Raw genomic sequence first — 15,105 nt, 5'->3', positions numbered from 1 at the left:
GAATAATGATAAAAAAGGCATACTTTGACAGTGCGGCTACTACTCGTGTAAGCGATGAAGTGGTAAAAGCCATGGCTGAATGTTTGGCAGACTGTTATGGAAATCCATCTTCTACTCATGGTTATGGAAGAAGCGCAAAATCTTTGATAGAGCAAGCTAGAAAAAATATAGCTAAACAATTAAAAGTCTCTACTTCTGAAATTATTTTTACTTCTGGAGGTACAGAGGCAGATAATTTTGTGTTAAACTCTGCTGTAAGAGATTTAGGTGTAAAGAGAATTATTACCTCAAAAATAGAGCATCATGCAATTGGCCATTCTGCAGAAGCATTGGTTAATTGTTTTAATGTTAAGTTAGATTATGTTGCATTAGATGAAAATGGAAGTGTTCGTTTAGATGATTTAGAACGTTTATTGCAATCTAGTGAAGAAAAAACTTTAGTAAGCTTAATGCATGTAAATAATGAATTAGGTAATATTTTAGATATAAAAAAGACTGCGCATTTATGTAAAGAATACAATGCATTATTTCATAGCGATACTGTGCAATCTATTGGTCATTACGAAGTTGATCTGTCTGATATACCTGTTGATTTTTGTGCAGTTAGTGCTCATAAATTCCATGGGCCTAAGGGTGTAGGTTTTGTTTTTATGAGAAAAGAAATAGGGCTTAACTCATTAATATTCGGAGGAGGACAAGAAAGAGGTTTTAGAGCAGGAACTGAGTCTGTTCATAATATTGTAGGTTTAGATGTGGCATATACAAATGCCTATAAGACTTTGGAAGAAGATAAGAAATACATAAAATCTTTAAAAGCATATTTTATACAAGAGATAAAAAAGGCTATCACTGAAGTTAAGTTTAATGGGTTGTCTGGTGATTTAGAAAAGAGTACTTATACTTTAGTAAACATGTTGCTGCCTGTTTCTCCAGAAAGAGCTTTAACATTATTGTTTCAGTTGGATATAAAAGGTATTGCCTGTTCTAAGGGTAGTGCTTGCCAGAGTGGTAGTGCTAAAGGATCTCATGTGTTGACAGAAATTTTGTCTGACGAAGATATGTTGAAACCATCTTTGCGTTTTTCGTTTTCTAAATACAATACTAAAGAAGAAATAGATTATGCGGTTGCAACTTTAAAAGATTTTGTAATGGCAGAAATTCCTGTTTAGTTTAGAACAAACAAATATGTAAACCTCGTATTTATTACGAGGTTTTTTTGTTACAAATTATCGCAAAAAAAATCTCGCCTAAGATAGACGAGATTTTGATAAGATATAAAAGTAAGATTAAGATCTTTTTTCTTTAATTCTTGCTTTTTTACCAGTAAGACCTCTAAAGTAAAAGATTCTAGCTCTTCTAACTTTACCTCTTTTGTTAACTTCTATTTTTTGAAGTGCAGGCATATTTACTGGGAAAATTCTTTCTACTCCTACAGTACCAGACATTTTTCTGATAGTGAAAGTTTCTGATGTTCCAGTTCCTCTTCTTTGAATAACAACTCCTCTAAAGAACTGAGTTCTTGTTTTGTTACCCTCTTTAATTTCGTAATAAACAGTGATAGTATCACCAGCTCCAAACTCAGGAAAATCCTTTTTTGTTACGAATTCGTCTTGTACAAACTTTACTAAAGCTTCCATTTTTATGTATTTAAAATATTGATTAAGAGCAACATACACGCTTTTCGTCAGAGGTTGGTCTCAATTGAGATTGCAAAATTACGAATAATTTTAAAATACTAAAAGATTATATACTTAAAAAGTAACAGTTTAAATATAAAAAAGTTTTTTAATCTAATAAATCTGGCCTTCGTTCTTTTGTTCTTTGGTAAGCTTGTTCTTCTCTCCATTCTTCAATTTTAGGAAAATTTCCTGATAATAGAATATCAGGCACTTTGTTTCCTTTGTAGTCAGAAGGTCTTGTGTAAACAGGAGGAGCTAATAAGTTGTCTTGAAAAGAATCTGTTAAGGCTGATGTTTCGTCATTTAAAACTCCGGGTATTAATCTAATTACAGCATCACACAAAACATTAGCGGCTAGTTCTCCTCCAGATAAAACAAAATCTCCTATAGAAATTTCTTTGGTGATAAATAAATCTCTAACTCGTTGGTCTACTCCTTTGTAATGTCCACAAAGAATAATGATGTTTTCTTTTAGAGAGAGTGTGTTGGCAATACCTTGGTTTAAGGTTTCTCCGTCAGGGGTCATATATATAATTTCCTGGTAATCTCTCTCAGATTTTAATTTAGAAATACACAAGTCAATTGGTTCAATCATCATAACCATACCTGCGCCACCTCCAAACTGATAATCGTCGATACTCTTTTGTTTGTTGGTAGAATAGTCTCTTAGATTGTGAAAATGAATATCTACTAAACCTTTACTTTGAGCACGTTTTAAAATAGAGTCACTAAACGGGCTCTTCATTAAGTCTGGTAGAATAGTAATGATATCAATTCTCATAATAAAAAAGAATTAGGCTTTATTCTTGTTCAATTCGTCTTGTAATTTACGCATTACTTTTTGTTCTCTCTCTAATGCTGATCTTCTGTGGTCTTCAAACTCTTTTTCGATATCGGCTAATTGTGCTTTGGTCTGTTTAGTAACACTGTTACTATTGTTGAATTTATATATAAAAAACATTAATAGTAAAGCTAATGCAGAAGTTATGCTCCAAAAAACACTTTTAAAACTTTCCTTTTTAATATCCATTCCTATAAAATTAATATTTTCTTTATCACTATTAATTTGAGTAATGGTGGTGTTAAGCTCGTTTATTTTACTGTTTAAGCTTGTGTTCTTTTCTTGTTGTGAAGCAATAGTGTTGTTAAGTGAATTGATTTCAGCTTTTTGTACTTTAATTGAATCGGTAACTTGTTGTTTTAAGGTGTGTAGCCATGACCTTTTAACTACTTTAAATTCTTGGTAATTGTTAGATTCGTTTATAACATAATTGAACTTCTCTGTAATGTTACCAGTGGTTAAGTTGTTTTTGCTTTCAGTTTTTTGTGCAAAGACAAAAATACTGTTTAATAATAAGGCAAAGGCAAGTAGGTAAATCCTTTTCATAATCTTTCTATTGAGTTTATTTTCGATAAAAAATCCGTGTAATAGTATAACACGGATTTTTTTTATTTATTATGATATAAAAGTTATGCTTTTATAAATCAATATTTTTCTACTAGTAATAAGTAAATCTTCTAACCTTAGCAATGTGTTTCGCTAAACGTATAACTTGGTGAGAGTAACCATATTCGTTATCGTACCATACATATAGTAAGATGTTTGTTCCGTTATCTCTTACAATAGTAGCTTTGCTGTCATATATAGAAGGTGCTGAAGAACCAACAATATCAGAAGATACTAATTCGTTATCTAATGAATATTTAATTTGTTCAACTAAATCACCTTCCAACGCATATTTCTTTAATATAGCATTAACGCCATCTAAAGAGGTTTGGTTGTTAACCTCTAAGTTTAAAATAGCTAAAGATCCGTTTGGTACAGGAACTCTAATAGCGTTAGAAGTTAATTTGCCTTCTAATGCTGGAAGTGCTTTAGATACAGCTTTTCCTGCTCCAGTTTCTGTAATAACCATGTTTAATGCAGCAGCTCTACCACGACGGTATTTTTTGTGCATATTGTCAACTAAGTTTTGGTCATTTGTGTAAGCATGAATAGTCTCTAAATGTCCATGTTTTACACCTAGGCTATCGTCTATAGCTTTTAAAATTGGTGTAATTGCATTTGTTGTACAAGAAGCAGCAGAGAAAATATTTATTTCGTCTGGATCATTCTCTAAGTGGTTAACACCGTGTACAATATTAGGTATTCCTTTACCTGGAGCTGTTAATAAAACTTTGCTTGTTCCTTTAGAAACTAAGTGTCTGCTTAGAGCTTCTTTATCTCTAAATGCACCAGTATTATCAATTACTAAAGCGTCATTAATTCCGTAAGCTGTATAGTCAATATCTTCTGGAGCATTGGCAGAAATCATGTTAACAGTAGTACCATTAATTAATAAAGCACTGTTTTCTACATCGATACCAACTGTACCAGAAAAATCTCCGTGTACAGAATCTTGTCTTAATAAAGAGGCTCTTTTTTCTAATACTGTTTGGTCTATTTTTCCACGAGTAACAATTGCTCGTAATCGCATTTGTTCACCTTTAGCAGTTTTAGACATTAGCTCGCGAGCTAATAAACGACCAATTCTTCCAAAGCCATATAAAACAACATCTTTAGGTTGAATTTCGTCTGCTTGTCCGGCATCTTTTAATTTGTCAGATACAAATGCAATTGCATCGTTGTATTTATCGTCTTCTAAGTGATATTCGTAAGTTAGTTTACCAATGTCTAATTTAGATGGTGGTAAATCTATACTTTGAATAGCCTTTGCAATTTCTACAGAATCGAATATAGATATTGGTTTCTGTACAAACTCCCCAGCATACTCATGAAGGTTTAAGATGTCGCTTACATTTTTGTCGATTAATTGATTTCTAAAAAGAACTAATTCAATAGATTTATCATACCATAAATCGCTCACTACTTTTATAAAGTCTACAGAAGCTCTTCTTCTGTCAGCTTGAAAAGATAGTTCTTTTTCGTAAGTTTCAATTGCACTCATGTTGTTGTATTTGTGTTGTATAATTTGAAAGTGCAAAAGTACTAAGATTAAACTAAAAAACGCACTAAGAAGTGCGTTTTTTTGATTATACTAATGAAGTGTTATTGCAGCCACCAATTTTTCATTTGGCCATCTGGGTAAATAACTTCTATTTGATATAAGTTTTTGATTTCTAAACTCTTTAATTCGTTTAAGTCGTCTATACTTTCAATTGACTTTTCGTTAAACTTAGTAATGACACAATCTTTTGTTATTCTTAAATTCTTTTTTAACCTACTGTCTATTACTTCGATAACTCTAATTCCGCTAGAGATGTCGTAGTTTTCCTTTTCGGTTTGTGTTAAGTTTTTTAATTCTAGTCCAAAAGCGGTACTGGTTAAGATACTTTTGTCAGATAATTTAACAGGAATGGTTTTCAATTTTCCATTTCTGTATATGGTAACATTTACAATATTATTTGGGTTTTTAGAGCTTAAAAAACCTGTAAGATCAGATGACTTTTTTATAATAACATGGTCCATTTTTTTAATAATATCACCTTTTTTAAGACCAGCTTTTGCAGCTCCAGATTTTTCGTCAACACTGGCAATAAAATATCCTTCGGTTTCATTTACTTCATAATGTTTGGCGAATTCGGCATTTAAGCCATTTCCGCTAACACCTAAGATTCCTTGTTGTACAGTTCCAAACTCCATTAAATCTTCTACAATTTTTCTAGTAATATTAGAAGGAACTGCAAAAGCGTAACCAATATATGATCCTGTTCTTGATGATATTGCGGTGTTTATTCCTATCAATTCACCTCTAGTGTTAACTAAAGCTCCACCAGAGTTTCCAGGGTTCACAGCTGCATCTGTTTGTATGTATGACTGTATATTTCTATCACCATCTAAATCTCTGGCTTTAGCGCTAATTATACCTGCTGTTACTGTAGATGTTAAATTGTATGGATTTCCAACAGCTAAGGCCCACTCTCCAATTTTTACATTGTCTGAGTTTCCAAAAGGGATATATGGTAAATCTTCATCAGTTTCTATTTTTATAACAGCTATATCGTGTTTTTTATCAGTACCGACAACTCGAGCTTGATAAGTTTTTTGGTTATTAAGCTTAACAGTCAACTTGTCAGCATTATCAATTACATGGTTGTTGGTAACAATATAGCCATCTGGAGTTATAATTACCCCTGAACCGGTTGATCCTTTTTCAATTTGTTCTCCTCTATTGTTGTAGTAATCAAACAAACTTCTTGGTTGAATGTAAGTGGCAGTGTTCGTTACGTGCACAACAGAGTTTACTGTTTTTTCTGCCGCCTGTGTTAAGTCAATGTTGCTTAGAGCGTCTAAATTAGCTGTATTATTTACAACAGGTGTAGTAAATGTTCTTGTTGAAGGTTCTTTGTAAACAGTAATTTCTTTAACATCTGGTTCTAGAAATAATTTATAACTACTTAGAGTGATAGCTCCCCCAAGCATCGAAAATAAAACTATCTTGGCTATATTCTTCATGTTTATAATTGTTTTAAGATGATGTATATAATAATAATGTTAAAATTATTAATTTATTATATTCTATAAATTCTTTTAACGCTCTTTTAACTACGTGTTAATAGCTAGTTAAAATTATAACATAATTCTTTTTTAAGTTTCAAATTAGATCTTTAATTCAGATTAAAATCTTTGTGCATTCATTACTTTTGTCACAAACCAAACAAGATGCTTACATTTTATAAATATCAAGGTACTGGTAATGACTTTGTCATGATTGATAATCGTCAAGATATAATCTCCAAAAATGATACCAAAAAAATTCAATTTTTATGTAATAGGAAATTTGGAGTTGGTGCAGACGGTTTAATTTTGTTAGAAAAAAGTGATTCGGTAGATTTTAAAATGGTTTATTTTAACGCAGATGGAAACGAAAGTACAATGTGCGGAAATGGGGGTAGGTGTTTGGTAGCCTTTGCTAATATGTTGGGGGTTGTAAAAAATGAAACTACTTTTGAGGCTATTGATGGATTGCATTATGCAACAATTAATAAAGATAGGGTGAGTTTGCAAATGCAAAATGTTACTCGTATTGAAAATAAAGATGGTGCTTATTTTTTAGATACTGGCTCGCCTCATCATGTAACTGTTGTTGATAATGTTGCAGGTCTTGATGTTTATAAAGAAGGGAAAAGAATTAGAAATGATGTGTATGGTAACGAAGGGAGTAATGTAAACTTTGTTGAACAATTAGAAGAAAATACCTTTAAAATTCGCACTTATGAAAGAGGTGTAGAGGATGAAACCTTATCTTGCGGTACAGGGGCAACAGCTGTAGCAATTGCCATGCATAAAAGTGGAATGACAAAAAGTGATACTGTTGTAATAAAGGTTGAAGGTGGTGAATTACAAATTTCATTTAAAAATTTGAATAATGTTTATAATGATGTATTTTTAATAGGTAAAGCTGTTCAAGTTTTTAAAGGGGAAATATTATGGTAACATTAAAAGGAGAAAGATTACAATTAAGGGCTTTAGAACCAGAAGATTTGGAGTTTATTCTTCAGATAGAGAATGACGAAAATATCTGGGAAGTAAGTCAGACTCAAGAACCATATTCTAGGTTTGTTATTAAAGAATATTTAGAAAATAGTTTTAAGGATATATATGAGGTAAAACAACTTAGGTTGGTGGTAGCAACATTGGAAGGCGAAGATATTGGGTTAATAGATTTATTTGATTTTGATCCAAGAAATAACAAAGTAGGGGTAGGTGTTTTAATTCTCGATAAAGAAAGAGGGAAAAATTATGCTTCAGAAGCTATGAATTTACTACTTTCGTTTGCATTTAAAAATTTAAGAGTTCATCAAATATATGCGAATGTTTTAGAGGATAATGAAGCAAGTATTAGATTATTTGAAAAAGTTGGCTTTAAAAGAACATGTACAAAAAAGGATTGGGTGTTAGAAGATGGGGTGTATAAAAATGAACTATTATTTCAATTAATTAAATCTTTTTAGGTAAGTAAGAAGTAAAATACGATTATAGATAACAATGTACATTAAAAAAATATTAGTGGCTATCTCATTACTAGGTTTAGTAGTTTTTGCCATTTTTTCTTATAAAATTTATAACGCAATATTTGTGCCTAATACAGCTTTTAACAATACTAAAGCCACTTTATATATAGGCTCTGACGCAAAATTTAAAGATGTAGTTGAAGATTTAACTCCTTTGTTAAAGGATATTGAGACTTTTAAGCAAGTAGCCGAAAAGAAAAAATATTCATCTAATATAAAAGGAGGGAAATACGAAATAAAAAAAGGCATGAATAATAATGATATTGTTAATGTCTTGCGCTCTAAAAATATTCCTGTAAAAGTTTCTTTTAACAACCAAGAATCTTTAGCAAAATTAGCAGGAAGGATATCTAAGCAAATAGAAGCAGACAGCTTATCTCTTTTGCAATCATTTACTGATATGTCTTTTTTAGATGAGAATAATTTTAGTGCAGATACCTCTTTAGGGATGTATATACCAAATAGTTATGAGTTTTTCTGGAATACATCTGCTGATGAGTTTAGAGGTAAGATGCTAACAGAATATAAAAAATTCTGGAACGATTCTCGTCTGTCTAAGGCAAAGAAAATAGGCTTAACACCTAATAAAGTAATGGCTTTGGCTGCAATTGTTCATAAAGAAACAGTCAAATCAGATGAAAGACCTAGAGTTGCTGGTGTATACATGAATAGGTTAAAAACAGGAATGTTATTGCAAGCAGACCCAACAGTTGTTTTTGCTGTTAAAAAGGGAACAGGAGTTCAATTAAAGAGAGTTTTAAACAAGCACTTAGAAATTAATTCTCCATATAACACATATCGAAATGCCGGTTTACCTCCAGGACCTATTGCTATGCCAGATATATCTGCAATAGATGCAGTATTAAATTATGAAAGGCATAACTATTATTATTTTGTAGCCGATGTGAAAAAAATTGGCTATCATAAGTTTGCTAAAACGCTTTCTCAGCATAATAGGAATGCTGCTGAATATCATAAATGGGTTTCTAAAATTCATTAACTACCTGAAAATCTTTGTTTTATAATTTTTTGTTAATATCTTTGATATATAGATTTTTATTATACCTTTGCACGCTGAAATTTTAAGCAGTTCGGTCAATCGCATTTTTTGTCGACGAATGTCAGTCTTAAGAAATCAACTATATGAGAAACTATTTAAAGGTTTTATTTTTTCTAGTAGTAGTATTTGTTATTTCTACTGGATTTACAGCAAAGAATGAGTTAAAAGCGTCTAAGACGATTAACCCATTCCCGACGGAAAATTTAAATCTGTATTATACAGTTTTAAATAAAAATGAGATTTTAAATGAAGAAGTAGAAGAAACTTTTTCATTATTCTTAGGAAAATCATTTATAGGTTTTAAAGAAGCCGTAGGCTTTAAGGAATCTCAAGGAAGGTATCATATTGTAAATGAGTTTGGTTATATGGGTAAGTACCAATTTGGTAAATCTACCTTAAAAACAATAGGAGTTTACAATACTCACTCTTTCAGAAATGACCCTTTATTACAAGAAAAGGCATTTGAAGCTAATCTAGCACGTAATAAATGGGTTTTACGAAGAGACATTAAAAGATTTGTAGGGAAACGAATAGGTGGAGTTGTTGTGACTGAATCAGGTATTTTAGCGGCAGCACATTTAGGAGGGCCAGGAAGTGTTAAAAATTTCTTACGATCTTATGGTTCAAATGTCTTTGCTGATGCTTATGGTAGCTCAGTTCGTTATTACATGAAGAAATTTGCAGGTTATGATACATCATCTGTACCTGAATTAAAAAATTCTAAAGTTAATTTATAAGAAGATTAAATTTTAGATTATTAATGTTGGAAAAAAAGCGCAATTTTTAATTGCGCTTTTTTTAATGTTGTTAATGTCTACCTCCTCTTGGAGGCCCGTTAGGTCTTCGCTTTTCTTTAAATTGTCTAAACAACTTTCTTTTAAATTCTTCTTCTGCTTTTTGAAGTAATATTAATTTTTTGGCCGGTAAAACATTATTTAAATCGTCGATTAATTGTTTTCTAGTAACATAGATGCTATTAGATAATGTTGTAAACTCTAATAATAATTTTTTAGCTTCAGCTTCAGTTAATTCAGAATTAACTTTATTTCTTAATTCATGCATTTTCTTTCTGTAAGAATGTTCTTTTTCTTGAGAAGCATTGTAAATAGGCCAAAATCTCTCAGCTTCTTTAGAGCTTAAGTTTAGCTCACTCGTAATATGTGCCGTTTTAAGAGCTTTAATTTTATCGCGTTTTTCATGCTTTTGGGCAAAGCCTATCTGAATGGCGATTAGTAATATTAATAAAGTAATAATTCTTTTCATGATTTCTTTATTTATGTTTACAGGTTATCGATATAATCGTCTGTAGTTAATTCGTCTGATAAATAATCGAATAATTGATTTTCATCAATATCATTATTAATAGATATTTCTTCTAAATCAGCTGTACTTACATTGTATAAATTAGCAATTTCATATTCACTTAAACCAAGACCTTTTTCATTAATGTACTCTTCAAAATCTGCATATTCAATACTATCAAAAGTTAATTTTTTATTAGAATTGAAGATGTTTTTAATAGAGAAAAAACCAATGACAAATATGGCAGCTATGCTAGCAACTTTTAATAGATCTTTTCTAGAAAATAAAGTAATGAGCTTAGTTTTTTTAGGTTGATTAACCTTTTTAAGAATATCTTCTTCTAACTTATCTAAATAACTGTCTGGCATTTTATAGCCACTGGTGGTTTGAATTATTTGATTGTTAGGTTGTATATTTAACTTTTCAAATAAATCAGCTTCAAAAGATTCTAAGTAAGCTTCTGGAGCTTTAAAACCTGTGCTTTTGTTGCCTATTGAATGATCTTCTTCTTTTAGGTCTAGTTTACTGAATAAAGAATCTTCAAAAGTACCAAAGTAGTTTTTAGGTACAGAATAACCTGTCTTGTTGTTATGTGGTTTATTTTTATCCATTATAATACTTAGACTTCAATAATACAATAAGGTTTAATTGTTTTTTATAAAATCTTCAATTTTTTTAACAGCTATATGGTAAGAAGATTTTAGAGCACCTACAGAAGTTTCTAAAATTTCTGACATATCTTGGTATTTTACATTGTCAAAATATTTCATATTAAAAACTAATTGTTGTTTTTGTGGTAGTGTAGCAATAGCTTGCTGAAGCTTTATTTGTGCAGCATTACCATCAAAATAGTTGTCAGCTTCTAAGTTGTTTAATAACGATTGTTGAACTTCTTCTGTAGAACTATTACTTTTTTTAGCTCTCTGATTTATGAAAGTTATCGCTTCATTGGTAGCAATCCTATACATCCAAGAATATAATTTACTTTCTTCTTTAAAGTTGCCAATGTTTTTGTATACTTTAATAAATGTGTTTTGGAGTACATCGTCAGTGTCATCATGATTTATTACAATCTTTCTGATGTGCCAATACAACCGTTCTTTATATTGTTTAACCAATTCCTTAAAAGCATTAGGTAGAGTATTTTGGTTTTTTAAATTAAGAATTAGTTCTTTTTCAGTCATTTATTAGGCTTTTCCTATTTTCTGTAGTTAGAATTTAAAATAAGTAAAAGGTTTAATTTGCTTAACAAAAGTTAAAAAACATCGATTAAAAGTAAATTTTTACGATAAAATGCATTTTTAGTTTGGTGGAATGAAAATGACTATCTATATTTACAGTATTATTTTAAAGGATTAGTGTTAAGCTGTTAAAAAAGCCCCAACTTTTTGATAGCTATAATATTACATAAAGCAAACCATTTTTTGGTTTGCTTTTTTGTTTTTATAGGCTTTGCATATCAACTAGCTTTTTGTAGGTGCCATTTTTAGCAATTAACTCTTGATGATTACCTTGTTCTACAATTTCGCCTTTTTGCATAACAACAATAAGGTCGGCGTTCTGAATAGTAGATAACCTATGTGCAATTACTATAGAGGTTCTATTTTTCATCATGTTTTCTAGAGCCACTTGTACCATTTTTTCAGACTCTGTATCTAAAGCAGAGGTAGCTTCATCTAAAATCATGATAGGAGAGTTTTTTAATACAGCTCTAGCAATTGCTATGCGTTGTTGTTGCCCGCCAGATAATTTGCCGCCACCATCTCCAATATTGGTATTGAAACCTTCTGGTTGTTCTTGTATAAAATCGTACGCATTGGCAACTCTTGCGGCATCAAACACATCTTGATCACTAGCTTTAGTATGAGATAGTTTAATGTTGTTTTTAATGGTGTCGTTAAATAAAATAGATTTTTGAGTTACGAGTCCCATCAAATCTCTCAGAGATTCTTTTGTTAAGTCTTTAATGCTTATTCCATCTATTTCAATTGTTCCTTCATTAACATCATAAAAACGAGTAATAAGATTAGCGATAGTAGATTTTCCGCTACCAGATTGTCCTACTAGAGCAATAGTTTTTCCTTTTGGAATATCTAAAGAGAAATTTTTTAGAACATAATTATCTTCATATTTAAACGAGATGTTTTTAAAACTAATAATATTGTCAAAACTAACTTTTTCTATAGCATTTTCTTTGTCTTCTAATGAAGATTGCATGTTTAATACCTCAAGTACTCTGTCGGCAGATGCATTTCCTGCTTTAACCTTGTAACTAGCTTTAGAGATTTTTTTTGCAGGGGTTAATATTCCATATGCTAAACCTATATAGCCTATAAAATCAGACCCATCGATAACTTTTTCTACTAATACCAAATGTCCACCATAAACTAACAGAACTGCAATAGTAACGATTCCTAAAAATTCACTGGTTGGCGATGCTAAAATCTGTCTTCTTAGTAAATTAGTTAAATGATTCTTGAATCTAGTGGTAGAGTTTTTGAATCTATTATTGAAAAACTGTTGAGCATTAAAACCTTTCAATACAGTTAATCCTGATAAAGTTTCATCTAAAATAGAAAGGAAGATACCTTGTTCTTTCATTACTTTATCGGAACGCTTTTTTAATACTTTTCCAATTCTTGAAATAATAAAGCCAGAGATAGGAATGAAAATAAAGACAAAAAGAGTCAGTTTTCCGCTGATGGCAAGCATAGATCCTAATGCAAACAAAATCGTAAAAGGTTCTCTTACAATTAGCTCTAGCATAGCTAAAAGCGAATTTTGAATTTCTCCAACATCTGCTACAATTCTTGAGATGGTGTCACCTTTTCTTTTTTCGCTAAAATAAGAAATTGGTAAGTGGATTGTTTTGTCGTATAATTCGTCTCTAATGTCTTTAAGAACTCCGCTTCTTAAAGGAACAAGAAAGTATCCTGAAAAGTATCCAGTTATACTTTTTAGTAAAAAAATGCCAATAATTATTATTGCCATGAAATTTAAAGCACTTTGCTTATCGTCACCATAAGTGCTATTCATGTAGAAGTTTAAATAATCAAAAACATAGTCTTTAATATTTGCTATGCCATTAAAAACTGGTTCTGCAGTGATAACTTCTTTGTTTTCAAAAAGAACATCAAGCATTGGAATCAAAGCTACAAAACCAAGTGTCCCAAATAAAGCATAAAGTATATTAAAAAAGATGTTTAAATAGGCGTATTTTTTATAGGGTATTATAAAACGCCAAAGTTTTTTAATGTAATCCATTAATGAATTTTCAAATCGTTACTAATTTCCGCTATTTTATTATCTAATTCGGAATTTACTTTTTCGAAGTCCGTTATATCATCAAGAGTGTCTTTAACACTCATGTAGAATTTTATTTTTGGTTCTGTTCCACTTGGCCTACAAGCTATTTTACTTCCATCTTCAGTGTAATAAATTAAAACATTGGATTTAGGAATTTCTAATTTCCATTCTTTATCGTTCAATAAATCTTTGGCTGTTCCACTCTGGTAATCTTCTAATAAAACTACTTTTGAGTTGTTTATAGTAGCTGGAGGATTGTTTCTAAAGTCAATCATCATTTGCTTAATTTCTTCAGCACCTGAAATTCCTTTTTTTGTCAAAGATACTAAGTGCTCTTTGTAGCAGCCATGTTTTTCGTATAATTTTAACAGCTCATTGTAAAAAGTACTATTGTTTGATTTTGCTTGACTAGCTATTTCACAAGCTAACAAAGTAGCAGTTACAGCATCTTTATCTCGAACAAAATCACCAACCATAAATCCAAAACTTTCTTCTCCACCACCAATGAAAGCTTGTTTAGGAAAATCTTTAATCATTTTAGCAATCCATTTGAATCCAGTAAGACCTACTTTACATTCAATGCCATAGTAATTAGCTAATTCTTGCATCATAGGTGTAGAAACAATAGTAGAGCCAATAAAATCGGTATCAGATAATTTACCTTGCTTTAACCATTGACCAATAAGGAAATCGGTCATTACAATCATTGTTTGGTTCCCGTTTAGCAAAACCATTTCATTTTTATGGTTTCTAACAGCTATTCCTAATCTATCTGAGTCAGGGTCTGTACCAATTACAATATCAGCATTTACTTTATGAGCTAATTTCATAGCCATTTCTAAAGCTTCAGGTTCTTCTGGGTTAGGAGATTTAACTGTAGGGAAATTTCCATCAGGTTCTGCTTGTTCTTCAACAATATGGACATTTTTGTAACCAGCTCTTTTTAAGGTTTCAGGAATAGTAGTTATAGAGGTTCCATGTAATGAGGTAAAAACGATATTTAAATTATCTCTTTCGGTACCTTGAAAACTACCATTTTTTACAGAAGCATTTATAAAAGCATTGTCTATGTCTTGGTCAATTATCTCAATTAAATCTTCATTGGCATCAAACTTAATGTCTGTATAATCAATATCATTTATCGTTTCAATAATTTCAGTGTCTTGAGGAGGGACAATTTGGCCTCCATCTGCCCAATATACTTTATAGCCGTTATATTCTGGAGGATTGTGCGATGCTGTTAGAACAATTCCACAGTCACAATCCAAATGTTTTACAGCGAAAGATAGTTCGGGAGTAGGTCTTAATTCTGAAAATAAATAGACTTTTATATTGTTAGCAGAAAACACATTAGCAACAACTTTTGCTAATGTATTAGAGTTATTCCTACAATCATAAGCAATTACAACGCTTAAATCTTTATGTGGATTTTGTTGTTTTAAATAATTAGCTAAACCTTGAGTGTTTTTTCCAAGGGTATATTTATTAATCCTGTTAGTGCCTACTCCCATAATTCCTCTCATTCCTCCGGTGCCGAAAGCCAAATTTTTATAAAAACTTTCTTTTAGTTCATCTGGGTTATTAGCAATTAATTCTTTAATTTGATGTTGTGTATCTTCATCAAAAGTTGGAGTTAACCATGTGTTGGTGGCATCTAAAATTTCAGGTTCTATATAGATCATGTATTAATAATATCAAAAATGAATTAAACAAATGTAGTGAAAATTGTAATTCAAATAAGGT

Annotated in this window: 15 protein-coding genes; 5 read left to right on the top strand and 10 right to left on the bottom strand. The window is 30.9% G+C overall.

Annotated features, from left to right (window positions below; translation table 11 throughout):
* The first annotated feature begins 8 nt into the window (after positions 1-8).
* Positions 9-1,169 carry a cysteine desulfurase family protein gene (locus ACFQ1O_RS02405; RefSeq protein WP_377713222.1) on the top strand — a complete coding sequence of 387 codons (1,161 nt, stop codon included), beginning with the start codon at positions 9-11 and terminating at the stop codon, positions 1,167-1,169.
* 117 nt (positions 1,170-1,286) lie between these two features.
* On the opposite strand, the gene rplS is transcribed toward ACFQ1O_RS02405, so the two are convergent.
* From rplS to ACFQ1O_RS02380, 5 genes are all read right to left on the bottom strand, one after another.
* Positions 1,287-1,637 carry a 50S ribosomal protein L19 gene (gene rplS, locus ACFQ1O_RS02400; RefSeq protein ID WP_377712932.1) on the bottom strand — a complete coding sequence of 117 codons (351 nt, stop codon included), beginning with the start codon at positions 1,635-1,637 and terminating at the stop codon, positions 1,287-1,289.
* Positions 1,638-1,785: 148 nt separating this feature from the next.
* Entirely contained in the window at positions 1,786-2,460 is a 675-nt protein-coding gene (gene trmD, locus ACFQ1O_RS02395; protein ID WP_377712930.1) for a tRNA (guanosine(37)-N1)-methyltransferase TrmD, read from the bottom strand.
* A 12-nt stretch (positions 2,461-2,472) separates the two neighbouring features.
* Positions 2,473-3,066, bottom strand: a complete 594-nt coding sequence (locus ACFQ1O_RS02390; protein WP_377712929.1) for a tRNA (guanine-N1)-methyltransferase — start codon at positions 3,064-3,066, stop codon at positions 2,473-2,475.
* A 112-nt stretch (positions 3,067-3,178) separates the two neighbouring features.
* Positions 3,179-4,627, bottom strand: coding sequence for a glyceraldehyde-3-phosphate dehydrogenase (locus tag ACFQ1O_RS02385; protein ID WP_377712928.1), 1,449 nt, complete (start codon positions 4,625-4,627; stop codon positions 3,179-3,181).
* A 101-nt stretch (positions 4,628-4,728) separates the two neighbouring features.
* Positions 4,729-6,135: a S1C family serine protease gene (locus ACFQ1O_RS02380; RefSeq protein ID WP_377712925.1), complete on the bottom strand. Its 1,407-nt coding sequence runs from the start codon at positions 6,133-6,135 to the stop codon at positions 4,729-4,731.
* A gap of 207 nt (positions 6,136-6,342) precedes the next feature.
* Between ACFQ1O_RS02380 and dapF the strand changes: the two genes are divergently transcribed.
* From dapF to ACFQ1O_RS02360, 4 genes are all read left to right on the top strand, one after another.
* Positions 6,343-7,116 carry a diaminopimelate epimerase gene (gene dapF, locus ACFQ1O_RS02375; RefSeq protein WP_377712923.1) on the top strand — a complete coding sequence of 258 codons (774 nt, stop codon included), beginning with the start codon at positions 6,343-6,345 and terminating at the stop codon, positions 7,114-7,116.
* Positions 7,110-7,634 (top strand): GNAT family N-acetyltransferase, encoded by a 525-nt coding sequence (locus ACFQ1O_RS02370; protein WP_377712921.1) that lies wholly within the window; start codon positions 7,110-7,112, stop codon positions 7,632-7,634. The genes dapF and ACFQ1O_RS02370 overlap by 7 nt, the downstream gene beginning before the upstream one ends.
* A gap of 34 nt (positions 7,635-7,668) precedes the next feature.
* Positions 7,669-8,694, top strand: a complete 1,026-nt coding sequence (mltG, locus tag ACFQ1O_RS02365) for an endolytic transglycosylase MltG (RefSeq protein WP_377712919.1) — start codon at positions 7,669-7,671, stop codon at positions 8,692-8,694.
* 143 nt (positions 8,695-8,837) lie between these two features.
* The gene (locus ACFQ1O_RS02360) at positions 8,838-9,491 is read left to right on the top strand and encodes a hypothetical protein (protein ID WP_377712917.1); all 654 of its coding nucleotides are present in this window, start codon (positions 8,838-8,840) and stop codon (positions 9,489-9,491) included.
* Between the two features lie 70 nt (positions 9,492-9,561).
* Here the strand turns inward: ACFQ1O_RS02360 and ACFQ1O_RS02355 are convergent, their stop codons facing one another.
* From ACFQ1O_RS02355 to ACFQ1O_RS02335, 5 genes are all read right to left on the bottom strand, one after another.
* On the bottom strand, positions 9,562-10,017 hold the full coding sequence (locus ACFQ1O_RS02355) for a sensor of ECF-type sigma factor (protein WP_377712915.1): 456 nt from the start codon (positions 10,015-10,017) through the stop codon (positions 9,562-9,564).
* A gap of 17 nt (positions 10,018-10,034) precedes the next feature.
* Positions 10,035-10,667 carry a hypothetical protein gene (locus ACFQ1O_RS02350; protein WP_377712913.1) on the bottom strand — a complete coding sequence of 211 codons (633 nt, stop codon included), beginning with the start codon at positions 10,665-10,667 and terminating at the stop codon, positions 10,035-10,037.
* Positions 10,668-10,700: 33 nt separating this feature from the next.
* The gene (locus ACFQ1O_RS02345) at positions 10,701-11,240 is read right to left on the bottom strand and encodes an RNA polymerase sigma factor (protein ID WP_377712911.1); all 540 of its coding nucleotides are present in this window, start codon (positions 11,238-11,240) and stop codon (positions 10,701-10,703) included.
* A gap of 259 nt (positions 11,241-11,499) precedes the next feature.
* Positions 11,500-13,320, bottom strand: a complete 1,821-nt coding sequence (locus tag ACFQ1O_RS02340) for an ABC transporter ATP-binding protein (RefSeq protein ID WP_377712909.1) — start codon at positions 13,318-13,320, stop codon at positions 11,500-11,502.
* Positions 13,320-15,044, bottom strand: coding sequence for a phospho-sugar mutase (locus ACFQ1O_RS02335; RefSeq protein WP_377712907.1), 1,725 nt, complete (start codon positions 15,042-15,044; stop codon positions 13,320-13,322). The genes ACFQ1O_RS02340 and ACFQ1O_RS02335 overlap by 1 nt, the downstream gene beginning before the upstream one ends.
* Between the last annotated feature and the right edge of the window lie 61 nt (positions 15,045-15,105).

Source organism: Pseudofulvibacter geojedonensis (genome assembly GCF_042675745.1).
GTDB classification, from domain to species: Bacteria; Bacteroidota; Bacteroidia; order Flavobacteriales; family Flavobacteriaceae; genus Pseudofulvibacter; species Pseudofulvibacter geojedonensis.
Note: the sequence above shows the minus strand (reverse complement) of the source record. Positions and strands in the feature narration are given on the sequence as shown.